General features: G+C 63.6%; 18 protein-coding genes. 13 read left to right on the forward strand and 5 right to left on the reverse strand.

Going from position 1 to position 23,181, the window contains the following annotated elements; genetic code table 11:
• Positions 1–402: 402 nt before the first annotated feature.
• The 4 genes from AC1RRE_RS08205 to AC1RRE_RS08220 are packed head-to-tail and all read left to right on the forward strand — an operon-like array spanning position 403 to position 5,750.
• Entirely contained in the window at positions 403–1,233 is an 831-nt protein-coding gene (locus AC1RRE_RS08205; protein WP_492980631.1) for an outer membrane protein assembly factor BamD, read from the forward strand.
• 19 nt (positions 1,234–1,252) lie between these two features.
• Positions 1,253–2,938: a DNA repair protein RecN gene (recN, locus tag AC1RRE_RS08210; protein WP_492980632.1), complete on the forward strand. Its 1,686-nt coding sequence runs from the start codon at positions 1,253–1,255 to the stop codon at positions 2,936–2,938.
• 15 nt (positions 2,939–2,953) lie between these two features.
• Complete coding sequence (gene ligA / locus AC1RRE_RS08215) at positions 2,954–5,059, forward strand: NAD-dependent DNA ligase LigA (RefSeq protein ID WP_492980633.1); 2,106 nt, start codon at positions 2,954–2,956, stop codon at positions 5,057–5,059.
• Between the two features lie 4 nt (positions 5,060–5,063).
• Entirely contained in the window at positions 5,064–5,750 is a 687-nt protein-coding gene (locus AC1RRE_RS08220; RefSeq protein ID WP_492980634.1) for a 3'-5' exonuclease, read from the forward strand.
• Positions 5,751–5,753: 3 nt separating this feature from the next.
• On the opposite strand, the gene AC1RRE_RS08225 is transcribed toward AC1RRE_RS08220, so the two are convergent.
• Both AC1RRE_RS08225 and AC1RRE_RS08230 read right to left on the reverse strand, forming a co-directional pair.
• On the reverse strand, positions 5,754–6,452 hold the full coding sequence (locus tag AC1RRE_RS08225) for a ribonuclease activity regulator RraA (RefSeq protein ID WP_492980635.1): 699 nt from the start codon (positions 6,450–6,452) through the stop codon (positions 5,754–5,756).
• A 49-nt stretch (positions 6,453–6,501) separates the two neighbouring features.
• Positions 6,502–8,508 carry an aminopeptidase P family protein gene (locus AC1RRE_RS08230; protein ID WP_492980636.1) on the reverse strand — a complete coding sequence of 669 codons (2,007 nt, stop codon included), beginning with the start codon at positions 8,506–8,508 and terminating at the stop codon, positions 6,502–6,504.
• Between the two features lie 197 nt (positions 8,509–8,705).
• On the opposite strand from AC1RRE_RS08230, the gene AC1RRE_RS08235 reads away from it, so the two are divergent.
• Positions 8,706–9,065: a DUF1127 domain-containing protein gene (locus AC1RRE_RS08235; protein ID WP_492980637.1), complete on the forward strand. Its 360-nt coding sequence runs from the start codon at positions 8,706–8,708 to the stop codon at positions 9,063–9,065.
• A 375-nt stretch (positions 9,066–9,440) separates the two neighbouring features.
• On the forward strand, positions 9,441–9,935 hold the full coding sequence (locus tag AC1RRE_RS08240) for a DUF1127 domain-containing protein (protein WP_492980638.1): 495 nt from the start codon (positions 9,441–9,443) through the stop codon (positions 9,933–9,935).
• Between the two features lie 30 nt (positions 9,936–9,965).
• Here AC1RRE_RS08240 and AC1RRE_RS08245 read toward each other — a convergent pair whose 3' ends face one another.
• Both AC1RRE_RS08245 and AC1RRE_RS08250 read right to left on the reverse strand, forming a co-directional pair.
• Complete coding sequence (locus tag AC1RRE_RS08245; RefSeq protein ID WP_492980639.1) at positions 9,966–10,862, reverse strand: 50S ribosomal protein L11 methyltransferase; 897 nt, start codon at positions 10,860–10,862, stop codon at positions 9,966–9,968.
• 8 nt (positions 10,863–10,870) lie between these two features.
• Entirely contained in the window at positions 10,871–13,201 is a 2,331-nt protein-coding gene (locus AC1RRE_RS08250) for an ATP-dependent helicase (protein WP_492980640.1), read from the reverse strand.
• 141 nt (positions 13,202–13,342) lie between these two features.
• On the opposite strand from AC1RRE_RS08250, the gene AC1RRE_RS08255 reads away from it, so the two are divergent.
• The 7 genes from AC1RRE_RS08255 to AC1RRE_RS08285 all read left to right on the forward strand — a co-directional run bounded on the left by AC1RRE_RS08255 (position 13,343) and on the right by AC1RRE_RS08285 (position 22,096).
• Positions 13,343–14,752, forward strand: a complete 1,410-nt coding sequence (locus AC1RRE_RS08255; protein WP_492980641.1) for an FAD-binding oxidoreductase — start codon at positions 13,343–13,345, stop codon at positions 14,750–14,752.
• Positions 14,753–14,770: 18 nt separating this feature from the next.
• Positions 14,771–15,523: a hypothetical protein gene (locus tag AC1RRE_RS08260; RefSeq protein WP_492980642.1), complete on the forward strand. Its 753-nt coding sequence runs from the start codon at positions 14,771–14,773 to the stop codon at positions 15,521–15,523.
• Between the two features lie 71 nt (positions 15,524–15,594).
• On the forward strand, positions 15,595–17,121 hold the full coding sequence (locus tag AC1RRE_RS08265; protein ID WP_492980643.1) for a tetratricopeptide repeat protein: 1,527 nt from the start codon (positions 15,595–15,597) through the stop codon (positions 17,119–17,121).
• A gap of 84 nt (positions 17,122–17,205) precedes the next feature.
• On the forward strand, positions 17,206–18,732 hold the full coding sequence (locus AC1RRE_RS08270; protein ID WP_492980644.1) for a hypothetical protein: 1,527 nt from the start codon (positions 17,206–17,208) through the stop codon (positions 18,730–18,732).
• The gene (locus AC1RRE_RS08275; protein ID WP_492980645.1) at positions 18,729–19,409 is read left to right on the forward strand and encodes an acetyltransferase; all 681 of its coding nucleotides are present in this window, start codon (positions 18,729–18,731) and stop codon (positions 19,407–19,409) included. Before AC1RRE_RS08270 ends, AC1RRE_RS08275 begins: the two co-directional genes overlap by 4 nt.
• 139 nt (positions 19,410–19,548) lie before the next feature.
• Complete coding sequence (locus tag AC1RRE_RS08280; protein WP_492980646.1) at positions 19,549–20,937, forward strand: class II 3-deoxy-7-phosphoheptulonate synthase; 1,389 nt, start codon at positions 19,549–19,551, stop codon at positions 20,935–20,937.
• Positions 20,938–20,950: 13 nt separating this feature from the next.
• Entirely contained in the window at positions 20,951–22,096 is a 1,146-nt protein-coding gene (locus tag AC1RRE_RS08285; protein WP_492980647.1) for a nicotinate phosphoribosyltransferase, read from the forward strand.
• Between the two features lie 75 nt (positions 22,097–22,171).
• Here AC1RRE_RS08285 and AC1RRE_RS08290 read toward each other — a convergent pair whose 3' ends face one another.
• Complete coding sequence (locus AC1RRE_RS08290) at positions 22,172–23,158, reverse strand: Bug family tripartite tricarboxylate transporter substrate binding protein (RefSeq protein ID WP_492980648.1); 987 nt, start codon at positions 23,156–23,158, stop codon at positions 22,172–22,174.
• Positions 23,159–23,181 lie beyond the last annotated feature (23 nt).

Consider the following 23,181-nt stretch of genomic DNA (forward strand, 5'->3'; position numbering starts at 1 on the left):
AGTGATCCTGACGGAATCTAGACCGATTCTGACGAAATCTCACTACTGCTGCCAAGTACTGATCGGTGCCATTTCTTCCCGCCAAAGACCGCCACTTACTCGTGACGCGGGATTAACCCCAAGCGGAAACCGTCCAAAACCGGGTAGCTATACATGTAATAGGCGAATTTGCCGCAGGTGGAAATCGTTCAGAAGTATAGGGTCGGGATAAACCGGAAAAGCTTAATAATAATGAATACATAAGGCGGGTCACCCGTAGGGGGTGTACGAAAGGCGTAGCCGGGCGGAGCGGGCAGCTTCCCGGGCCACGGAAAACGGACCGAGTCTGGCGCGAATCACAGGAAATGTTCCTGATTTCACCCCCATTCTTGATTTTGACCGGGGGGCATGCACAATCCCGCCATGCCAATGTATCCCCGTCCGGATTCGTCGCGGCTTCTTTCCTCCGCGCGCCACGCCATTGCCGCCCTGCTGCTGCTGGGCCTCGCGGCCTGTGGCGCCAAGGAAAAGCCCTATGTCGAGCGGCCGGTGGAGGATCTCTACAACATCGCCATGGACGCGGTCGCCAACCAGAGTTGGGAAGAGGCAGCCAATGGCTTCGATGAAGTCGAGCGTCAGCATCCCTATTCGGTCTGGGCCAACAAGGCCCAGTTGATGGCGGCCTATTCCTACTATCAGAACAACAAATACACCGAAGCGATCTCGGCGGCCGACCGGTTCATCCAGCTGCATCCGGGCAGTCGCGAAACGCCCTATGCCTATTACCTGACCGCGATCTGCTACTACGAACAGATCACCGATGTCGGCCGCGACCAGAAGATCACGCAGCAGGCGCTCAATTCGCTGGAGGAAGTGGTGCGCCGCTATCCGACCAGCGAATATGCCCGCGATGCCCGTCTGAAGATCGACCTGACGCGCGACCATCTCGCCGGCAAGGAAATGGTGATCGGCCGTTATTACCTGCGGCAGAACCAGCAGATCGCCGCGATCAACCGCTTCAAGATGGTGATCGAGAAATTCCAGACCACCACCCATGTGCCAGAGGCGCTGCATCGCCTGGCCGAGGCCTACATGTCGCTCGGCGTGGTGGACGAGGCGCAGAACGTCGCGGCCGTGCTCGGCTACAACTATCCGGGCAGCGAATGGTACGTCGACACGTTCACGCTGGTCACCGGCGAGGTCGCTCCCGGCGTCAAGACCGCCAACCAGAAGTCCTGGTGGAATATCTTTTGATCTAACCGCGGGCTCATTCATGCTGACCAGTCTCGGCGTCCGCGACATTGTCCTGATCGAAAAGATGGATCTTGCCTGCTCGGCGGGCCTTGGCGTGCTGACCGGCGAAACCGGTGCGGGCAAGTCGATCCTGCTCGATGCGCTGGGCCTGGCGCTTGGCCGCCGTGCCGATGCCGGCTTGGTGCGCAGCGGTGCCGCGCAGGGCGTGGTGACAGCAAGCTTTGATCTGCCGAAGAAACATCCCGCACTCGATGTGCTGGCCGAGCAGGCGCTGGATGCCGGCGATGGCGAACTGGTGCTGCGCCGCGTGGTGGGGCAGGACGGCAAGAGCCGCGCCTTCATCAATGACCAGACGGTCAGCGTCGCACTGCTGCGCCGCATCGGCGACACGCTGGTGGAAATCCACGGCCAGAATGACGAGCAGGGCCTGACCGATGCCACCATTCATCGCGCGCTGCTGGATGATTATGCCGGTCTGGAGAAGGATGTCGCCAGTTTGCGCATGGCCCATCAGGCGATGCGCGATGCCGAAAAGGCGCTGGCCGATGCACTGCTCTCGGCCGATCAGGCGCGGCGCGAAGAGGATTTCCTGCGTCACGTGGTGGCCGAGCTGGAAACGCTGAAACCACAGCCGGGCGAGGAGCAGGAACTGGCGGCTCAGCGCAGCCTGCTGCAGTCTGGCGAGAAGCTGGTTGCTGCCATGCAGGAAGCGCAGTCGGCGCTGGAGCAGGGCGGCGGCGTCGATGCGCGGCTGCGCACCTGCCTGCGCGCGCTGGAACGCGTGTCCGACAAGGCGGCGGGCAAGCTGGATGCGCTGGTGGCGCAGGCGGATGCCGTGCTGGTGCAGGCCGGTGATCTGGCAGCGGCGCTGGAACAGACGGCGCGCGATCTCGATCTCGATCCGCAGAAGCTGGAACGCGCCGAGGAGCGCCTGTTCGCATTGCGCGCAGCCGCCCGCAAGCACAATGTTCCTGTCGATGATCTGGCGAAGCTGACTGAACAGTATGCCGAACGCCTGAACCTGATCGACAATACCGCCGCCAGCATCGGCAAGCTGGAAAAGGCGGCAGCAACCGCGAAGGCAGCTTATCAGGCAAAAGCCGGCGCTATATCGGCAACACGCCGCAAGGCCGCGACCAAACTGGACAAGGCGGTGGCTGCCGAGCTGGCGCCCCTGAAGCTCGGCGCGGCGAAATTCTCCACATCGGTTGAGGCTTTGCCGCCCGAGCAGTGGAGCCCCGAAGGCGCTGACCGCGTGCAGTTCCTGGCCTCAACCAATCCGGGCACTGCGCCGGGCTCGCTGGCCAAGATCGCCTCGGGCGGCGAACTCAGCCGCTTCATGCTGGCGTTGCGCGTGGTGCTCGCCGGCCGCGGCTCGGCCGGCACGCTGATCTTCGACGAAGTGGATCGCGGCGTCGGCGGTGCGACGGCCGCCGCCGTGGGGCAGCGGCTGGCGCTGCTGGCGGAACGCGTGCAGGTGCTGGTCGTTACCCATTCCCCGCAGGTGGCAGCCAAGGGTGACCAGCATTGGCGCATCGCCAAGCGGGAAGCCGGCACGGCGAAGAACCGCACGACGCTCACGGAAGTGTCGCCGCTCAAGGCCGACGACCGCCGCGAGGAAATCGCCCGCATGCTGGCAGGCGCGACCATTACCGATGCGGCGCGTGCCGCCGCCGACAGTTTGCTTGCTGGCCAAGAAGCGTAAACGGGAAGCGTAAGAATGAGTCGTCAGCGCGCGAAACCGGTGGCCGAATTGAGCCCCCGTCAGGCCAAGCTGGAACATGCCCGGCTGGAAGAGGAAATCGCGGCCCATGACAAGCGCTATCACCAGCAGGATGCGCCCAGCGTTTCGGATGCCGAATACGACGCGTTGAAAAAGCGCTTGCTCGAACTCGAAGCGCAGTTCCCCGATCTGAAGACCATGCTGGGCGTCTCCAGCCGCGTCGGTGCGGCCCCGGTGGCGGGCTTTGCCAAGGTACGCCACAGCAAGCCGATGCTGTCGCTCGACAATGCCTTTGCCGAGGAAGACGTCGCCGATTTCCTCGGCCGCATCCGTCGCTTCTTGAATCTGAAAGAGGGCGACGACCTTACCCTGATCGCCGAACCCAAGATCGATGGCCTCTCTGCGTCTTTGCGCTATGAGAAGGGCGAGCTGGTACGTGCTGCCACGCGCGGCGATGGCCAGGAAGGCGAGGATGTAACCGCCAATATCCGCACCCTGAAGCAGGATGTGCCGCACAAGCTCAGTGGCAAGGGTTGGCCCGATGTGCTGGAGGTGCGCGGCGAAGTCTATATGACGCGCGCCGATTTCCTCACGCTGAACGAGACCCAGGAAGCCGCCGGCCAGAAGATTTTCGCCAATCCGCGCAATGCCGCGGCGGGTTCCCTGCGCCAGCTCGACTCCAAGATCACCGAGAAGCGCCCGCTGCGCTTCTTCGGCTATTCCTGGGGCGAAGTATCCGAGCCCTTCACAGGTAAGCTCAGCGATGTGCGCAAGAAGCTCGACAGCTGGGGTTTCACGCTCAACCCCCATGTCGTGGCCTGTCACAGCGTTGACGACCTGATGGCCTATTACAACGACATTGCATCGCGGCGCGCAAAACTGGCCTTCGATATCGACGGCGTGGTCTACAAGGTGGATCGCCTCGACTGGCAAGAGCGTCTGGGCTTCGTCAGCCGCAGTCCGCGCTGGGCCGTCGCTCATAAATTCCCTGCCGAGCAGGCCGAGACGCTGCTGGAGAATATCGATATCCAGGTCGGCCGCACCGGCACGCTGACGCCGGTGGCCAAGCTGAAGCCGGTCAATGTCGGCGGTGTTCTGGTTTCCAACGCTACTCTGCACAATGAAGACGAGATCAGGCGCAAGGATGTACGCGTCGGCGACACCGTGATCATCCAGCGCGCCGGCGACGTGATCCCGCAGGTGGTCAGCGTCGTCTTCGACAAGCGTCCCAAGGGCGCCAGCGAATTCGACTTCCCGACCAAATGCCCGGTCTGTGGCCAGCCGGCCGAACGCGAGGTCGATGCTGCGGGCGAAGCGGATGTGCGCCGTCGCTGCACCGGCGGTGTAAGCTGCCCGGCACAGGCGATGGAAGGCCTGCGCCATTTCGTCTCGCGCAATGCTTTCGATATCGAGGGCATCGGCGAGAAGCAGATCGCCGCCTTTTACGAATGGGGCTGGGTCAAGGAACCGTCCGATATCTTCAAGCTGCCGAAGAAATACGCCGCCGACCTGCGCAAAAAGGACGGCTACGGCGACACCTCGGTCGACAATCTGATTCGCGCCATCGAGCAGCGCCGCACCATCGGCTTCGACCGGTTCATCTTCGCGCTTGGCATACGTCATGTCGGGCAGGAGCGCGCACGTCTGGTGGCCATGCACTACGAGACGCCAGACCGCTGGCTGGCGGCGATGGACGAGGCGAAGGAGCGCCATGGCGAGGCCTGGGGCGACCTGAACAGCATCGACAAGATGGGCGATGTGGTGGCCGAGGCAATCCTCGGCTTCTGCATCCGGCCGCAGAGCCGCAAGGTGATTGACCATCTGCTGAAAGAACTGACCGAGGTCGTGCCGCCCGAAAAACCGTCGACGGATTCAGCCGTAGCCGGCAAGACTGTGGTCTTCACCGGCAGTCTTGAGAAATTCACCCGCGACGAGGCTAAGGCACGCGCACTGTCGCTCGGCGCCAAGGTAGCGGGCTCGGTGTCGAAGAAGACCGACTATCTGGTGGCAGGCCCGGGTGCGGGCTCGAAGCTGGCCGAGGCGCAGAAGCACGGCGTGCCGGTCCTGAGCGAAGACGACTGGCTCGTCCTGATCGGCGGCTGACGCCATGCTTGAAAATCGCGCCATTCCTTCCGTCGAGGCCGTCACTGGCGCGACGGCCATCGCGCTGGATTTTGAAACCGCCAGTAGTACGCCGGGCAGCGCCTGTGCGATTGGTCTCGCCTGGATTCGAGACGGGCAGGTGATCCATACCGCGCATCGGCTGGTCCGGCCGCATGACATGGTTTTTCATCCCAGCTTCATCGCCATCCACGGCATCTACCCCTATCACGTGGAGCATGAGCCAGAATTCCCCGCTATCTGGGATGAGCTGCTGCCGCATCTGGAGGCCGTGCCGATGCTGCTGGCCCATAACGCGCCCTTCGATATCGGCGTGCTGCGCGCGGCGCTGGCACATTACGGCCAGCCCTGGCCCACGCTGTCCTTCCTCTGCACGGTGAAGGTCGCGCGCGCCGCTTGGCCCGATCTGGAGAACCACAAGCTCTCCACGGTAGCGCAGCATATCGGCGTCGAGCTGCAGCATCATCTGGCCGACAGCGACGCGGCGGCCTCGGCCAGCATCCTGCTGCGCGCCATGAGTGACGCCGGCACCGACGACATGCAGGCCGTATTGACGAAATTCGGCATCAGGGCCGGCCGGCTGGAGCTGGGCTATCACGAAGCCTGTTCGACGCTCGGCGATCGCGCCAGCACGCGCGGCCGCTACCGCCTGCCGCGCTGGCTGCGCAGCTAGGGCTCAGCCCTTCTTCATGTCGGCTTCGTAGCGCGCCTTGGTCTCGGCGTTGGGTGGATAGAGGCCGGGCAGCGGCGTGCCCTTGTCGACCTCGCCCATGATCCAGGTCTCGAGCTTTTCCTGCTCGATCGATTCTCTGGTGACGTCCTCGACCATGGCTTGCGGGATCAGCACCGCGCCGTCATCGTCCAGCACGATCACGTCGCCCGGATAGACGGCGACGCCGCCGCAGCCGATCGGCTGCTGCCAGTCGACAAAGGTCAGTCCGGCCACCGACGGCGGCGCGGCTGCGCCATCGCACCAGACCGGCAGTTTGGTGCCGATCACACCGGCCACGTCGCGTACCATGCCATCAGTGACCAGAGCCGCCACACCGCGCTTCTGCATGCGCGCGCAGAGAATGTCGCCGAAGATGCCGGCATCTTTCACGCCCATGGCATCCACCACGGCGATGCAGCCGGCTGGCATGTCTTCAATCGCGCCACGGGTCGATTTGGGCGAGGCCCAGCTCGCCGGGGTCGCCAGATCCTCGCGTGCCGGCACAAAGCGCAGCGTGAAGGCCTCGCCGACGATGCGCTTCTGCGGGGTCAGTGGCTTGGCGCCGCGCAGCCAGACATTGCGCAGGCCCTTTTTCAGCAGGACGGTGGTGAGCGTGGCGGTAGTCACCAGTTCCAGCGCCGCCTTGATCCGTGCATCGAGCATCGTGCGTTTCTCCGGTTTTTTTGTTATGCGCCGAGCGGCGCGCCAATTCTTATGCGCCTAAAGGCGCAGTCGCCTGCTTCATCCAGTCGCGCGTGTCGTCATCCACCAGCGGCGCGATCTCCTGCCAGACCAGCGCGTGATAGGCATCGACCCAGCCGACCTCGGCCGGCGTGAGCAGGTCGAGCTGGATCAGGCGGCGATCCAGCGGCGCGCGCGTCAGCGTCTCGAAGCCGAGCCAGCGCTTGCCGCTCTCGGCTTTTTCGGTCTCGACGCGCACGGCGACCAGATTCTCGATGCGGATGCCGTAGCCGCCGGTCTTATAGTAGCCCGGCTCGTTGGAAATGATCATGCCGGGCTTCAGCGCCACGGTGTTGCCGACTTTGCTGATGCGCTGCGGGCCCTCATGCACCGAAAGATAGCTGCCGACGCCATGGCCGGTGCCGTGATCGTAATCCAGGCCGACCTCCCACAGCGGCCGGCGCGCCAGCGCATCAAGCTGTGATCCGGTGGTGCCTTCGGGGAACTTCACCATCGCCAGCGCGATATGGCCTTTCAGCACGCGGGTGAAGCGGTCGCGCATCTCGTCGCTGGGTTCGCTGATGGCGACAGTCCGCGTGATGTCGGTGGTGCCGTCGGGATACTGGCCGCCGCTGTCGACCAGATAGAGGTTGCCCGGTTCCAGCGGCTTGTTGGTCTCGGCCGTCACCCGGTAATGCACGATGGCGCCGTTCGAGCCTGCGCCCGAGATGGTGGTGAAGGAAAGATCGCGCAGATCGTTGGATAGACGACGGAAGCTCTGCAGCTTCTCGGCTGCTGCGATCTCGTCGATGCCGGCGCCTTTTGCACTCTGCGCATCCAGCCAGGCAAGGAACTTGCTGACCGCCGCGCCGTCGCGGCGATGGGCAGCGCGGCTGCCATCCAGTTCGGCTTCGGTCTTGCATGCCTTGGGCAGCAGGCAGGGGTCTTCGGCGCGGATCAGCGTCGCGCCGGCCGCTTCCAGTCGCTGCAAGACGTAACTGCCGCTGGTGGCGGGATCGACCTGCACGGTCTTGCGCGCCTCGCCCAGCGCCGTCAGCGCAGACGGGAAGGCGGAAGCGTCATGCAGGCGCACATCACCCAGATGCGTTTTCACCTCGGCATCCAGCTTGCGCGTATCGATATAGAGGTCGACCGCGCCGTCGCTGTGCAGGACGCCCATCGATAGCGGAAGCGGCGTATGCGGCACGTCGCTGCCGCGGATGTTCAGCAGCCAGGCAATCGATTCCGGCAGGGTCAATACCACCGCATCGGCCTTGCGGTCCCTGATGCCCTTGGCGATGTCGGCGCGCTTGTCGGCGGTATGCCGGCCAGCCAGCGCCACGTCCTGCACGCGCACGGGACCCAGCGGCGGCGGCGGCTGGTCGATCCAGACCGCATCAATCGGATTGGTGGTGGCGGGCATCAGTTCGGCACCGATGGCCGTGCAGGCCACTGTGAAGGTCTTCACGCCGCCTTCGGTATGCAGCCAGGGATCGTAGGCGAGTTTGTCGCCGGCCTTCAGGTTGGCCTTCAGCCACTCGGCGGCCGGCTGGTCGCTGATATGCAGGCGTTCGAACAGCGCGCCGTCGACCTGTTGCGCCAGCTGCAGGGTATAGCGCCCGTCGCTCCAGACCGCGGCCTTGTCGGTCAGCACGATGGCAAGACCGGCTGAGCCGGTGAAGCCGGTCAGCCAGCTCAGGCGCTGGGCGCAAAGCGGCACGTATTCGCTCTGGTATTCGTCGGTCAGCGGCACGATCAGGCCGGCCAGGCCGCGATGGGCCAGTTCGGCGCGCAGATCGGCCAGCCGTGCGGCCACGGCGCTGCGATCCTCGATGGCAGCGGCAAAGCGCGCGGCCAGTTCGGCCACCAGGCTTTCGGCCTTTTCACGCGGCAGGCCTGAGTCGGCAGGCAGCAGGGCCAGACCGGGGAATCCGCCGAAGACGGGCGGCGCAGCGGCGATGCCACGTAACCAATCTGTAAGCACGGCGGGCAGGCCGGCAAGAAGGGCGGAGAGGGGGGCAGGCTGCTGCAGAGTCATGGATAACCCGTTGCCGTGTCGTGGGAATTATGGGGCGCTCCGGACCGCAAGTCCAGACCGAGGTATGCGTTTCGTGCATTGCTGCGTCGGCAAACAACTCATAGCTAAGTCATTGATTTTTAAAGGGTGCAGTGCAATATTGTCGACGTGGCCGCGATGCACAGACTGCCCGGACCACTGAATGGAGAGAGACTACCATGACCACCCTGCGCAACCAGACCGCTTTCGCCTTCCCGGCTAACCTGGCCCCGATGAGCCAGGCCGAGATCGAGGCCTACGCGCGTCGTATCCGCGCCGAAGCCATCGCCGACCTCGTGTTCAACGCCTGGACCGCCCTGAAGGGCACCGGCACCCGCGTGAAGGGCTTCCTCGCCCGTCAGCGCGCCATGCATGAGCTGAGCGGCCTCGATGATGCCATGCTGCGCGACATCGGCCTGAGCCGCTCGCAGATCCCGGCGGCCGTTGCCGGCCTGATCGAGCGCCCGGTCAACGCCGCTGTGAACGAGAACGCCGCGACCCCCAAGTTTATCCGCCTGGTGCCGCGCGAAGCGGCCTAAGGTTTACTTTTTCTGGCCGGAGCCGGGCGCTGTCCGTCTCCAAAATCCTCCTCCCCCCGTGGGGGCGGAGCGGCCGGCCCGGTCAGTCAAAAAGGCGCAGCTTCGGCTGCGCCTTTTTTATTTCTGCCTGCCATGCTGGTGATGCATAGCCGCAACAGGTGAGGTGGATTCCGGCTGACTAATCAGCAGGCGGAAAATTTAGGCAGCTGGTCAAAAAACTTACACAATTGATTTTTAACAAGAATTTATATTTTTGATCTTGCCATTGAAATGGTGCAGTGCAATATTTGTGTCAGCCATACTGACGTACTTCAAGAATGCAAGGTGTGGCTGAGGAACACCCGGGTCGGCTTTTCCAAAGCAAAGGAGATAGCCATGAACCCGCGTATTGAGACCACAGTCCCCGTCCTCAATCTGGCCAGCCACGAATATCTGGGGCTGACCGATTTCGTCGAACTGGAACGCGAAGCCCGCCGGGCCCGCGCTCGCTACATCGCCATGGCGATCCGCCGTGGCCTGAAGGCCCTGTTCGGCACCCAGCCTACCGCCAGCACCGTTGCCGATTTTAGCCGCGAAGACCTGCTCGCCCTGGGCGTTCCGTCAAAGGACATCCGCGTGGCGCTGGCCGGCCAGTCGCTCGGCAATGCCATCGCGGCGTTCACCCAGCATGTCTCGGCCCTGTGGCAGCGCGCCGCCGCCGAAGCCGAACTGCGTGGCCTGGATGATCGCACCCTGCACGACATGGGTCTGAGCCGTTCGGATATCCCGGCCGCGGTGGCCGGCGAGATCTATCGCGGCGAAGTCTCGAATGACGATGCCGGCGCGGTGAAGGTTCAGGTGCTGAAGCAAAAAGACGTCGTCGCCGCTTAATCAGCGACGATTGAACACACCCCGCCGCGCTTAAGCGCGGCGTGAGAAGACGAGTGTGTGCCAGCCTTCACGCGGGATACGCCGCGCAAGAGTGAGACCTGTCGCCCGGTAACGGGCGACGATCAGGCGCTCTTCCTTGGCCAGCAGGCCGGAAAGCACTAGGTGGCCGCCTTGCGCCACCAGACGGCTCAGGCCTGTCGCCATGCGGCACAGCGGCTCGGCCAGGATATTCGCCACCACCAGATCATAAGGCCCGGCCGTCGTCAGGCGAGGATCGTCAGGGCGGCTCGCAGTCATGGCCGCGATGCGGGCGCTCAACCCATTCAGCCGCACATTCTCGCGTGTCACATCCACAGCCACCGGATCAATATCGGCGGCGATGATCGCTTGCGCGCCGGCTTTCGCGGCAGCCATGGCCAGCACGCCCGAGCCGGTGCCCATATCCAGCATGCGGCGCGGCGTCTTCACACGGCAGAGGTCATCAATGGCCAGCATGCAGCCAAAGGTGGATGGCGCGCGACCGGTGCCAAACGCCAGCCCGGCATCCAAAAGAATGCTGAGGCTGCCTGACGGAACCGCATCGGTGTCATGCGCGCCATAGAGGAAGAATCGCCCGGCGCGGATCGGTGCATTCAACTTGTTGGTATGGCGCACCCAGTCATTCGAGGGCAGGTGGCCGAAGCTGATCACGGCCGGGATGTCCAGGCCGCCGGCAATCTCGGTCAGGCGGCGCTTCCAGTCCTTTTTGTCCGGTGGCGCATCGAACAGCACCTGCACGCGCCAGTCAGGGCTGACCGCCACGCCGGGCTTCAGCACTTCATAGGACGTGACCGCGACGCCGGCATCGCCCAGCATCTCTTCGGCGGCGGCAACCAGATCGACCGGCACATCCAGTTCGACCGACCAGAATTCAGGAGAGACGGGCATGCGAAAGGTCAGGCTTTCTCGACGAAGGAGGAGATGACGCGCTTCTCGCCGGCCTTCTCGAAGCCGATCACCAGCTTGTTGCCGTCGACGCTGCGGATCTTGCCGTAGCCGAATTTCAGATGGAAGACGCGGTCGCCAACATGGAAAGCGGTATCGTCGGGGCTGCGCTGCACCACGTCGTCATCGCTGATGCGGCGTGCGCGCCCCTCGATCACGCCGGCAGGCTTCTTGCGCGAGAAATCCCAGTTCGTGCCCTGATAGCTGCTGCGCGTGGCCGCAGCCTCTTCGCTGAAGCCGCCGCCGATATAACCCAGGCCCTGCGCGGCACGATACAGGCCAGCCTGCGAACGCTGCTCGACATGCTCGGCCGGCAGTTCTTCCAGGAAGCGCGAGGGGATCGCCGAGGTCCACTGGTTGTAGATGCGGCGGTTGGCGGCGAATGTCACCTGCGCGCGTTTACGGGCGCGGGTCAGGCCGACATAGGCAAGGCGGCGCTCTTCCTCCAGCCCGGCCACACCGTTGTTTTCCAGCGAGCGGCGGCTGGGGAACAGTTCCTCTTCCCAGCCGGGCAGGAAGATGTAATCGAATTCCAGGCCTTTCGCGCCGTGCAGGGTCATCAGGCTGACCATCTCGGCGTCTTCGGAATTCTCGGTATCCATCACCAGCGCGACATGGTCGAGGAAGCCGGCGAAATTCTCGAATTCGTTCAGCGCGCTGATCAGCTCTTTCAGGTTTTCCAGCCGGCCCGGTGCTTCGGGCGACTTGTCGTCCTGCCACATCTGGATATAGCCGGATTCCTCCAGGATGATCTCGGCCACTTCGGTATGCGGCAGTTCGCCGGCCTGCCGGCGCCAGCGCTCGAAATCATCCAGCAGCTTGCGCAGCGTGTTGCGCTGTTTGGGCTTGATCTCGTCGGTCTGCAGTAGCTCGTGCAGGGTGGCGGTCAAGGATTTTTCTGCAGCGCGCGCCAGTTTGTGCAGCGTCTGCATGGTGCTGTCGCCCAGGCCGCGCTTGGGTGTGTTGACGATGCGCTCGAAGGCCAGATCGTCATCGGGCTGCATCATCACGCGGAAATAGGCGATGGCGTCGCGGATTTCCCGGCGCTCGTAAAAGCGCAGGCCGCCGATCACGCGATACTTCACGCCAATGGTGAGGAAGCGTTCCTCAAACGCGCGAGTCTGGTGACCGGCGCGCACCAGGATCGCCATCTGATTCAGCGAAACCTTGGCGCGTTCCAGCGTCTCGATTTCCTCGCCAACCAGACGGGCTTCTTCATCGCCGTCCCACACGCCCTGCACGATGACCTTCTCGCCTTCGTTCAGGTCGGTCCACAGCGTCTTGCCCAGCCGGCTTTCGTTATGCGCAATTAGCCCCGAGGCCGCGCCCAGGATATGCGGCGTCGAGCGGTAGTTACGCTCCAGCCGCACGATCTTGGCGCCGGGGAAATCCTGCTCGAAGCGCAGGATGTTGCCGACCTCGGCGCCACGCCAGCCATAGATCGACTGGTCGTCGTCGCCCACGCAGCAGATGTTCTTGTGTTTCTGCGCCAGCAGCCGCAGCCACAGATACTGCGCCACGTTGGTGTCCTGGTATTCATCCACCAGGATGTAGCGGAACTGGTGCTGGTATTTCTGCAGGATGTCTTCGTGTTCGCGGAACAGCGTCAGGTTATGCAGCAGCAGGTCGCCAAAGTCGCAGGCATTCAACTGCAGCAGGCGCTGGCAGTAGAAGGCATAGAGCTTGGCGCCGCGGCCTTCGGCGAAACCGGTCTCGCTGTCGGGAATCTTGCCCGGCACATAGCCGCGATCCTTCCAGCGGTCGAACTGGCCCTTCAGCAGGCGCGGCGGCAGTTGCTTCTCGTCCAGGCCCTCGGCCTCGATCAGCTGCTTCAGCAGGCGCAACTGGTCGTCGTCATCCAGGATGGTGAAATTCGGCTTCAAGCCGACCAGTTCGGCATGGCGACGCAGGATGCGGTTGCAGATGCCGTGGAAGGTGCCGAGCCACAGCCCCTCGACGGCGTTGCCGACCAGCTTCTCGACGCGCTCGCGCATCTCGCGGGCGGCCTTGTTGGTGAAGGTGACAGCCAGAATCTGGCTTGGCCAGGCCAGTCGGCGATACAGGATATGGGCCAGCCGCGAGACCAGCACGCGGGTCTTGCCCGTACCGGCCCCGGCCAGCACCAGAAGGGGGCCATCCAGATGGTTCGCTGCCTCGGTCTGGGCCTCGTTCAGCCGCGTCAGCCAGTCGGGCGCCGGCATCGCGGCCGCGGCCGCCGGATCATTCGGCGCAGGACTATTTTCCGGCTCGAATCCGGAGAGGTCGAAGGGGTCGGCGGACATGCCGCCTACATAGCGCATGGAGCGCTTGCTCGCCACCCGCAGTGCAGCAAAACGGCGCGTATTCTGTGGCTTTGTGCGCGTTCACCGGATTGCTATGCTGTCGGCAAAGCGTTACCTCTAGGGGGATCAAGGAGAAACGCCATGGCCCCCGTCGCCGCTGCCCAGCCTCGTTTGACCCCCGCCGCCACGCAGGCGGCGCTTGACGCCATCAAGCAGCTGCTGGGCGATCGCTTCAGCGCCGCGCAGGCGGTGCGTGACCAGCATGGCCGCGATGAATCCTGGGCCACGCCGTCGCCACCGGACGCCGTGGTGTTTCCGCGCAGCACCGAGGAAGTGGCCGAGATCGTGAATATCTGCGCCGCCCATGGCCTGCCGATCATTCCCTATGGCGCCGGCACCTCGCTGGAAGGCCATGTGACCGCCGTGCAGGGCGGCGTCACCGTCGACCTGATGCAGATGAACCAGATCCTGAAGGTGAATGCCGAGGATCTGGATGTCGTCGTGCAGCCGGGCGTGCGCCGCAAGCAGCTCAATGAACACCTGCGCGATACCGGGCTGTTCTTCCCGATCGATCCGGGCGCTGATGCCTCGATCGGCGGCATGGTTTCGACGCGCGCCAGCGGCACCAATGCCGTGCGTTACGGCACCATGCGCGAGAACGTGCTGGCGCTCACGGTCGTGACGGCCGACGGCCGCATCATCCGCACCTCCAAACGCGCCAAGAAGTCGGCGGCCGGCTATGACCTGACACGCCTGTATGTGGGTTCGGAAGGCACACTCGGCATCATCACCGAGATCACGGTGAAGCTCTACGGCATCCCGGAAGCCATGTCGGCGGCGACCTGCTCCTTCGATACGCTGGAAGGTGCGGTGAACACCGTGATCCAGACCATCCAGGCCGGCATTCCGGTGGCGCGCATTGAGCTGCTGGACGATGTGCAGGTCAAGGCGATCAACGACTACTCCAAGCTCAGCCTGCCGGTGCAGAACCTGCTGATGCTGGAATTCCATGGCACGGAGTCCTCCGTGGGCGAGCAGGCCGAGATGGTGCAGGGCATCGCCAGCGACCATGGCGGCAACGGCTTCCAGTGGACCGTGAAGCCGGAAGAACGCGCCAAGATGTGGGAAGCGCGGCACAACGCCGCCTATGCCTGCAAGGCGCTACGCAAGGGCTGCGAGATCATGGCGACCGATGTCTGCGTACCGATCTCGCGTCTGGCCGACTGCATCCTGGAGACCAAGGAAGACGTGGTGAAGACCGGCTTGACTGCGCCTCTCGTGGGCCATGTCGGCGACGGAAACTTCCATCTCTCGGTGGTGGTCGACCGCAACAACCCGCAGGAAGTGGAAACTGTCGAGGCTTTCAGCGAGCGTCTGGTGCACCGGGCGCTGCGCATGGAAGGCACCTGCACTGGCGAGCATGGCATCGGCCGGGGCAAGATGAAGTATCTCACCGCCGAACATGGCGAGGCGGTGGCGGTGATGCGCGCGATCAAGAAAGCGCTGGACCCGGATAACCTGATGAACCCGGGCAAGATTTTCAGCATCTGAGTCGGACTGACCTGAACGATGGCGATCGACTCCCTCTATCTCAACCTGCTGTCTGAAACGATCAAGATACAGCGCAGCAGGCCGAATGGCCCCAAGCGGCTGTCGGCGCTGGCGCTCGCCTATCCCGACCTGCTGGTGCCCAAGGCGCAACTGGAGGCGCTGTTCGGGCCTGAGCTGATCGCCAGTGTGCCCCAGCGCGCCGATGCGGCCGATATCATCCGCTGGCATGGCCTGAAAGGCTGGGCCGATCCGATCTACGACACGCTCGACCTGCTCGATGCGCTGGGTATCGACGTCACCGTCACCGATGTGGCGGTGGTGCGCGGCATGGAAGTGATCGTCGATCTGAATGAACCGCTGCCGGTCGACCTGCAGGCGCGTTTCGACATCGTGATCGATACCGGCACCTGCGAGCATTGCTTCAATGTTGGCATGGCCTTCCGCAATACCTGCGAGGCGGTGGCGGTGGGTGGCCATCTGGTGCATGCGGCGCCGATGACCCGCATGAATCATGGCTTCTGGAATTTCTGCCCGACCATCTATCCCGACTATCTCGGCGATAACGGCTTCAAGATCCAGTATATGAGCAGTGTCACGGGTGGCATCATGGATGGGCAGAAGGAATTCCCGGTGGAAGCCTTCACCCGTTTCAATCCGCAGCCCAATGCCGCGCTCTATGTGCTGGCCAAGCGGCTCGAGCGCAAGCCGCCGGTCTGGCCAGTGCAGCGCAAATACCGTGGCTTCATCAAATCAGATGGCCCTTCTGCTTAAGCTTTCTTAACTACGTTCGGCTATGCGGGTAGGATGATGTTTCCCTGCCATATTGCCAAAGCCTGCATCTGATGAATACCACCGCTGCACCGCCGGGCATCCCGCCTGATCTGGCCGCTGCTGTCGACGCCGTGAACAAGAAGCCCGGCGATCTTGGCGCGCTGCTTGATCTTGGCGATCTGATGCACAACTACGGCCAGCACAATCAGGCTGCCAAGATACGCGACCATATCGTCGGCATGGTAACCGACCGCATCGCGATGGGGCGGGCAACGCCGGACCTCATCGCGCATGTCATGCAGCGGTTCTACAGCAGCTTCGTCAAGAAGATCGAAACCGAGGAGCATGCCCGGACCTGTTTCCAGTCCTGGCTGGAGCCTGTCGCCGCCTACGGCCGGACCTTCCGGGACCCGGCGCTGCCGCATCCACTGTGGCAACCCACGGCACAGCGTCCCTGGCGCGCCGGCTTTGTGCTCAGCAGCGCCGATATCCTGGGTCATACCCAGGCGATGCTGGAAGTGCTGCGACACCGTCCGCGCGGCATGCCCTGGCATGATATCCCGCTGGTCTACAATATGGGGCCGTCATCTGCGAAACTGGACGAGCTAGTGCGCGCGACGGGCGCCGAGATCGTCAACATACGCGACCATACGCCGGAACCGTATTACTTCTCGGTCCTGGTGCGCTGGATGCGTCAGCATATGGCAGAGCAAAACGTCAGTCATTTCGTCTGGGTTTCGACGCCTGCGCTGGTGCCGTTTGCGCTGGCGATGCGTCTCGCGCCGGTGCAGGTGTTCTGGACGCTGAAGTTCCATCCTTTCCAGATTCCGGAAATCCACAGCTTCATCACCTACGGCAGCTGGTCGGAAACCACACGCAGCCTACATGGCGAACGCTGGCAGGTTGTGCCCTTCACGATGTCCAACCCGTCCGCGCCGGTATCCGCCGAGGATGTGGTGAGGGCGCGGCAGGCTTTCGCCCGGCACGACATCCTGTTCGGGACGCTGGCGCGGACCGAGAAGATGAATTCCGAACCCTATCTGCAGGCGGTGGTGCGCATCCTGCGCGATAACCCGCGCGCCGGCTTTCTGTGGACCGGGCAGGAGCATCTGCCCAGCATCCAGAGTTATTTCGATCGTACCGGCGTGGCCGACCGTTGCCACTTCATCGGCTGGGTGCAGACGCCGGTCTATGCCCGCGTGCTGGATGTCTTCCTCGAAAGCTTCCCCTTCGGCTGCGGCCTCACCGGCATCCAGGGTCTGGAGGCCGGCACGGCTTTCCTGTCTTACGCTGCGTCGGAAACCCAGTATGGCATGCATTTCCTGCGGCCACTGCAGGAAAATGGCGCGGCAGCAGAAGAAATCCGCGCGCTGCTCAATCCCACAGATGGCAGCGGGCCGTTGCTCTATGCCAATACCGTTGATGAATATGTGGCGCTGGCGAACCGGCTGGCGCGCGAGCCTGATTTCCGCAAGGCCGTGGGCGCGGCGGGCAAGGTCTATTTCAAACGCTACCTGACGGATTCCACCCGCATGAGCCAGCGGTTCATGCAGGTGCTGGCGGATGCGAAAAAACCGGAAGAGGGATCTGCATCATGAAGGCCATTTCCCCCTCTCCGGCGGCCGGTTAAGCTTTCTTAAATTCCCTCCGGTTACGAGGGGGTATATGAAGGGACCTTGCCCATGAATGCCGCTGCCGCGCCGCCAGGCATTCCTCCCGCACTTGCTGCGGCGATCAATGCGGCCAACCAGAATCCCGGTGACATCAACGCCCTGCTCACGCTGGGCAGTCTGGCGCATGACCATGGCCAGCATGAACTGGCCGCCCAGGCACGCGACCATCTTGCCGCCCTGCTGGCGGATGTGATCCGGCAGGGCAGGATTCCGCCTGATACGACCGAGCATCTGCTGATCGGCATGTACCAGAGTTTCGTCAAGAAGATCGAGACCGAGGCGCATGCGCGGGCCTGCTTCCAGTCCTGGCTCGCCCCGGTGGTGGCTTACGGGCGCCAGTTCCAGGACCCGGCACTGCCGCATTCACTGTGGCAACCCACGGTGCAACGGCCCTGGCGCACTGCTTTCCTGCTTTATGGTTCCAGCATTCTCGGCCATACCGAAGCGATGCTGGAAGTGCTGGCGTATCGTTCGCGCGGCATGCCCTGGCACGACACGCCGGTGGTCTACAATCTTGGCGTCCCGTTGCCCAAGCTGGATGCGCTGGTACAGGCGACCGGCTGCCAGATCGTCAATCTGCAAAACGAGATGTCGCCGCCGCACGATTTCATGGCGCAGATGCAGTGGCTGCGCCGCCATATCGCCGAAACCGACATCAGCCATTTCGTCTGGGTTTCTGCGCCGGCTTCGGCGCCGTTTGCGCTGGCGATGCGTCTCGCGCCGGTGCAGGTGTTCTGGACGCTGAAGTTTCATCCCTTCCAGATTCCGGAAATCGACAGCTTCATAACCTACGGCAGCTGGTCGGAAACCACACGCAGCCTGCATGGCGAACGCTGGCAGGTTGTGCCCTTCATGATGTCGCAGCCCTCGGTGCCGGTCACCGACCGCGACGTCGCCGAGGCACGGCGGGCTTTCCCCCGGCACGACGTCCTGTTCGGGACGCTGGCGCGGACCGAGAAGATGAATGCCGCGCCGTTCCTCGATGCCGTGGTGCGCATCCTGCGCGATAATCCGCGTGCCGGCTTTCTGTGGACCGGGCGTGAACGCCTCCCGGCCATCCAGTCGCATTTCGATGCTGCCGGCGTGGCCGACCGTTGCCACTTCATCGGCTGGGTGCAGACACCGGTCTATGCCCGCGTGCTGGATGTCTTCCTCGAAAGCTTCCCCTTCGGCTGCGGCCTCACCGGCATCCAGGGTCTGGAGGCCGGCACGGCTTTCCTGTCTTACGCTGCGTCGGAAACCCAGTACGGCATGCATTTCCTGCGGCCATTGCAGGAGAATGGCGCGACAGCGACGGAGATTCGTGCGTTGCTGGCACCAACCGATGGCAGCGGGCCGTTGCTCTATGCCAATACCGTTGATGAATATGTGGCGCTGGCGAACCGGCTGGCGCGCGAGCCTGATTTCCGCAAGGCCGTGGGCGCGGCGGGCAAGGTCTATTTCAAACGCTACCTGACGGATTCCACCCGCATGAGCCAGCGGTTCATGCAGGTGCTGGCGGATGCGAAAAAACCGGAAGAGGGACCTGCATCATGAAAGCCATTCCGCTTGTCATCCTTGGCGCCGGCGGCAACTCGCTGTCGATCCTCGATGCTGTGGACGAGATCAACCGCCGCAGCCTGCGCGGCCAGGTCTATGACCTGCGCGGCTTCCTTGACGACATCCCGGCGAACCAGGGCAAGAAGGTGCTCGGCTATCCCGTGTTGGGCCGCATCGACCAGGCGCGCGACTTCGCCGACTGCCAGTTCATCAACGGCATCGCCAGCGCGACCAGTTACACCAAGAAGCCCGACGTGAACCTGCGGGCCAAGATTCCGCACGAGAAATTCGAGTCCGTGATTCATCCCACGGCGACCGTCTCGCCCAACTGCAAGGTCGGTGTCGGCACGGCGATCATGGCCAACAGTGTGATCTGCGCCGAGGCCGCCATCGGCGACCATGTAATCATCCTGCAGAATACCGTGATCAATCATCACTCCAGCGTAGGCGACTTCGCCACGCTCTCGTCCGGCATCACCGTGCTGGGCTTCGTCGAGATCGGGCGCAACGCCTTCATCGGCGGGGCGGCGGCCATCCGTCCCTATACCAAGATCGGGGAAAGCGCCCTGATCGGCATGGCTTCGGTGGTGGTCAAGGATGTGGAGGCCCATACCACGGTCGCCGGCAACCCGGCCCGGCCGCTCAAGCCCAAGGAAGAGCTGCCGGAAGCCTAAATCGGTTCAAAGGCTTGCCAATTTGCCGATTTGTGCCGGCCGTCGCGCCAAGGCGGCTGGAAAAGCGCCCCTGCTGGCCCTATTGTAGGGTATCCCAAAACTTGTAGGCATACGAAGCAGTTAGGTCTGAGGTTACCCCATGAGTGCGCGCAAATGGTCGCCGGATAGCTGGCGCAGCAAACCGATCAAGCAGGTGCCGGCTTTCCCCGACGCCGCCGTTCTCGCGGCGGCCGAGGACAAGCTGTCGAAATATCCGCCGCTGGTCTTTGCCGGCGAGGCGCGCAATCTGACGGCTGCGTTGGCCAAGGTGGCCGAGGGCCGCGCCTTCCTGCTGCAGGGCGGCGACTGCGCCGAGAGCTTTGCTGAATTCAGCGCCAACAACATCCGCGATACCTTCCGCGTCATCCTGCAGATGGCCGTTGTGCTCACCTTCGGTGCGGCGCTGCCCGTGGTGAAGGTCGGGCGTCTGGCCGGCCAGTTCGCCAAGCCGCGTTCGTCCGATACCGAGAAGCGCGGCGATGTCGAGCTGCCGAGCTATCGCGGCGATATCATCAACGGCATGGATTTCGACGCGGCCAACCGCATCCCCGATCCGAACCGCCAGCTGCAGGCCTACAGCCAGGCCGCCGCGACGCTCAACCTGCTGCGCGCCTTCGCCTCTGGTGGTTACGCCGACCTGCATCGCGTGCACGGCTGGAATCTCGGCTTCGTCGCCAAGAGTCCGGAAGCCGAGCGCTGGCAGGATGTGGCGGCCCGCATCACCGAGACGCTGGATTTCATGGAAGCCTGCGGCATCACCCCGGAAAAGACCCCGGAGCTGCGCACGGTCGATTTCTACACCAGCCACGAGGCCCTGCTGCTGGGCTATGAACAGGCGATGACCCGCGTGGATTCCACCTCGGGCGAGTGGGTCGACACCTCGGCGCATATGCTGTGGATCGGTGACCGCACCCGTCAGCCCGATGGCGCGCATGTCGAATTCCTGCGCGGCGTGATCAATCCGCTCGGCCTGAAATGCGGCCCGACCACCGATCCGGACGAACTGATCCGCCTGATCGACCTGCTCAATCCGCAGAACAAGCCCGGCCGTCTCACTCTCATCGCCCGCATGGGCCATGACAAGGTGCAGAAGCATCTGCCGGCGCTGGTGCGCAAGGTGGCCCAGGAAGGCCGCAGCGTCGTCTGGTCCTGCGATCCGATGCACGGCAACACGCTGACCTCCACGTCAGGTTTCAAGACCCGTCCGTTCGACCGCATCCTGTCGGAAGTGCGCCAGTTCTTCGAAACCCATCTGGCCGAAGGCACCCATGCCGGCGGCGTGCATCTGGAGCTGACCGGCCAGGATGTCACCGAATGCATGGGTGGTGCCCAGGCCATCGGTGATGACGACCTGTCCAGCCGCTACCACACCCATTGCGACCCGCGGCTCAATGCCTCGCAGTCGCTGGAACTGGCTTTCCTGATTGCCGAGATGCTGAAGCTCGAACGCATGAACCGGGGCAGCCAGCGCCATGCCGCACAAGCCTGACCAGAAGCCTTCTGTGACTCCGCTCGTGCCACCTGCCCAGGCGGCCGAGCTGGAGCGCCAGATCGCGGCGCATACCGACACCTATTTCAAGAAGACCAAGGAAATCGTCCAGCAGACCGGCGACAAGTCGGTCACCTATGCCGTCTTCATGCGGCGTCCGGTGATCTTCTGCCCGCAGCTGATGGTGGAGTGGGTGGAGAAGGTGGCCGCGGCGCGCGGCGCCAAGTTCGGCATCGAACTGCTGCATGAAGAAGGTACCTGGGTCGGTGCCGGCGAGCCGTTGCTGTATATCAGCGGCCCGATGTCGCAGATTGTCGATCTGGAAACCATCTACCTGCAGAAGCTGGGCGCGGCTTGCGTCGCCGCCTACAACGCCTATTCCATGTGCTGCGATCTGCCCAATGTGCGCTTCCTTGCCATGGATGCGCGCCATTGCGCCGGCGCCGAGATGGCCGAGATGATGGCCTATGCGGCGTCCGTCGGCGGCAAGGCGGCGCGTCGCGATGTCGGCGCTGCCGGCTTCATCGGCAACGCCACCGATGCCACCGCACATTATTTTGGCAACGAAAAGGGCTTCGGCACCATGCCGCATGCCCTGATCGGCTATGCCGGCTCGACCCTGCGCGCGGCCGAACTCTATGCCGAGACTTTTCCGGGCGAGCAGATGACCGTGCTGGTCGACTATTACGGCCAGGAAGTCACCGATGCTTTGGCCGTGTGTAACCGCTTCCCTGAAGCGGCCAACGAGGGCCGTCTGGCCGTGCGGCTTGATACCCACGGCGGCCGGTATATCGAAGGCCTTGATCCGCAGGCATCCTACGCCGTGCTGGAACGCCATGTGCCCAACGCCATCCGCCAGTATCGCACCGAGCATGAGTTGCGCTGGCTGGTCGGCACCGGTGTTTCCGCTGCCGCCATCTATCACATGCGTTCGACGCTGGATCGCGCCGGCTTCTTCAACGTGAAGATTGTCGCCTCGTCGGGCTTCAATGCGGCCAAATGCAAGGTGATGGCCAGCGTCTCGGCTCCGATCGACATCGTCGGCACCGGCTCGTATCTGCCCGATAGCTGGGTGGAAACCTATGCCACCGCCGATATCGTCGCCTATGACGGTGTGCCCAGCGTGAAGGTTGGCCGCGAGTTCCTCCTGCGCCGCTGAACGCAAAGCCCCTGAATCAAAAACGCCGCCGGAACTGCTCCCGGCGGCGTTTTTCGTTCGGCAGCGATGCGCCGGTTACTCCGGCTTTACGTCCGCGGTCTTGATCACTTCGGCCCAGCGCTTGATGTCTTCCTGCAGGAAGGCGGCAAAGGCCTTGTCGTCCTTCACGTTCACGGCCATGCCCTGCTTCATGAAGGTGGCGCGCACCTCTTCGCTCTTCATGACGTTGAGCACGAGCTGGCGATAACGGGCCAGTGCCGCTGCCGGCACGCCGGCTGGCGCCATGATGCCGAGCCAGGCATCGGCTTCCACACCCTTCACGCCTGCCTCGTTCACGGTCGGCAGCTCGGGCAGATGCGGCGAGCGCTTGGGCGAGGCCACCGCGATGGCGCGCAGCTTGCCGGCCTGAATCTGGGTCAGCACGGTGGGCGTGGTGGCAAAGCTGCAATCGACATGGCCGCCCAGCAGGTCCTGCAGCAGCGGCGCCGAGCCCTTGTAGGGCACATGCGTGAGGTTCACGCCGGCCTTGGACTTGAACAGTTCCAGGGTCAGATGCGAGGCCGAACCCTGGCCGGTCGAGCCACAGTTGATCTTGCCCGGGTCCTTCTTCGCCAGCGCCAGCAGATCGGCCACGCTGTTCACCGGCAGATCGTTCTTCACGACGAGGATATGCTGCAGGTCGGCCAGCAATGCGATGGGCGCGAGGTCCTTCACCGGATCGTAGCCGCCGCCATTGGGCAGCAGCGAGATGTTGGTCGAGAAGGTCTGGTTGGTGCTGGCAATGAGCTGCGTGCCGTCGGCCGGACCATGCGCCACGCGGTTCGCACCGATGGCGGAGGCACCGCCGGGTACATTCTCAACGATCACAGTTTGGCCCAGGTCCTTGGCAATCTCCTGACTGACCAGGCGCGCGAGACTGTCAGTCGGGCCGCCGGCCGGGTAGGGCACCACGACGGTAACAGTCTTCGACGGCACCCAGGTCTGGCCAAAGCCGGCCTGCGGCAGCAGGGCAAGGGCGGCAGCGCCGCTGCCCAGCTCGATGAACTGGCGACGATTGAACATGGTTTTCCCTCCGCGAAACGGCA

This window comes from Ferrovibrio sp. GW821-FHT12D07, from assembly GCF_058807275.1.

Coding starts and splice junctions, on each gene's coding strand:
- AC1RRE_RS08240 (WP_492980638.1), top strand. CDS start 9,441: ATGAACCCGCGTATTGAGACCACAGTCCCCGTCCTCAATCTGGCCAGC.
- AC1RRE_RS08230 (WP_492980636.1), bottom strand. CDS start 8,508: ATGACTCTGCAGCAGCCTGCCCCCCTCTCCGCCCTTCTTGCCGGCCTG.
- AC1RRE_RS08235 (WP_492980637.1), top strand. CDS start 8,706: ATGACCACCCTGCGCAACCAGACCGCTTTCGCCTTCCCGGCTAACCTG.
- AC1RRE_RS08260 (WP_492980642.1), top strand. CDS start 14,771: ATGGCGATCGACTCCCTCTATCTCAACCTGCTGTCTGAAACGATCAAG.
- AC1RRE_RS08290 (WP_492980648.1), bottom strand. CDS start 23,158: ATGTTCAATCGTCGCCAGTTCATCGAGCTGGGCAGCGGCGCTGCCGCC.
- AC1RRE_RS08280 (WP_492980646.1), top strand. CDS start 19,549: ATGAGTGCGCGCAAATGGTCGCCGGATAGCTGGCGCAGCAAACCGATC.
- AC1RRE_RS08220 (WP_492980634.1), top strand. CDS start 5,064: ATGCTTGAAAATCGCGCCATTCCTTCCGTCGAGGCCGTCACTGGCGCG.
- AC1RRE_RS08245 (WP_492980639.1), bottom strand. CDS start 10,862: ATGCCCGTCTCTCCTGAATTCTGGTCGGTCGAACTGGATGTGCCGGTC.
- AC1RRE_RS08270 (WP_492980644.1), top strand. CDS start 17,206: ATGAATGCCGCTGCCGCGCCGCCAGGCATTCCTCCCGCACTTGCTGCG.
- AC1RRE_RS08265 (WP_492980643.1), top strand. CDS start 15,595: ATGAATACCACCGCTGCACCGCCGGGCATCCCGCCTGATCTGGCCGCT.
- AC1RRE_RS08205 (WP_492980631.1), top strand. CDS start 403: ATGCCAATGTATCCCCGTCCGGATTCGTCGCGGCTTCTTTCCTCCGCG.
- recN (WP_492980632.1), top strand. CDS start 1,253: ATGCTGACCAGTCTCGGCGTCCGCGACATTGTCCTGATCGAAAAGATG.
- AC1RRE_RS08225 (WP_492980635.1), bottom strand. CDS start 6,452: ATGCTCGATGCACGGATCAAGGCGGCGCTGGAACTGGTGACTACCGCC.
- AC1RRE_RS08250 (WP_492980640.1), bottom strand. CDS start 13,201: ATGTCCGCCGACCCCTTCGACCTCTCCGGATTCGAGCCGGAAAATAGT.
- ligA (WP_492980633.1), top strand. CDS start 2,954: ATGAGTCGTCAGCGCGCGAAACCGGTGGCCGAATTGAGCCCCCGTCAG.
- AC1RRE_RS08275 (WP_492980645.1), top strand. CDS start 18,729: ATGAAAGCCATTCCGCTTGTCATCCTTGGCGCCGGCGGCAACTCGCTG.
- AC1RRE_RS08255 (WP_492980641.1), top strand. CDS start 13,343: ATGGCCCCCGTCGCCGCTGCCCAGCCTCGTTTGACCCCCGCCGCCACG.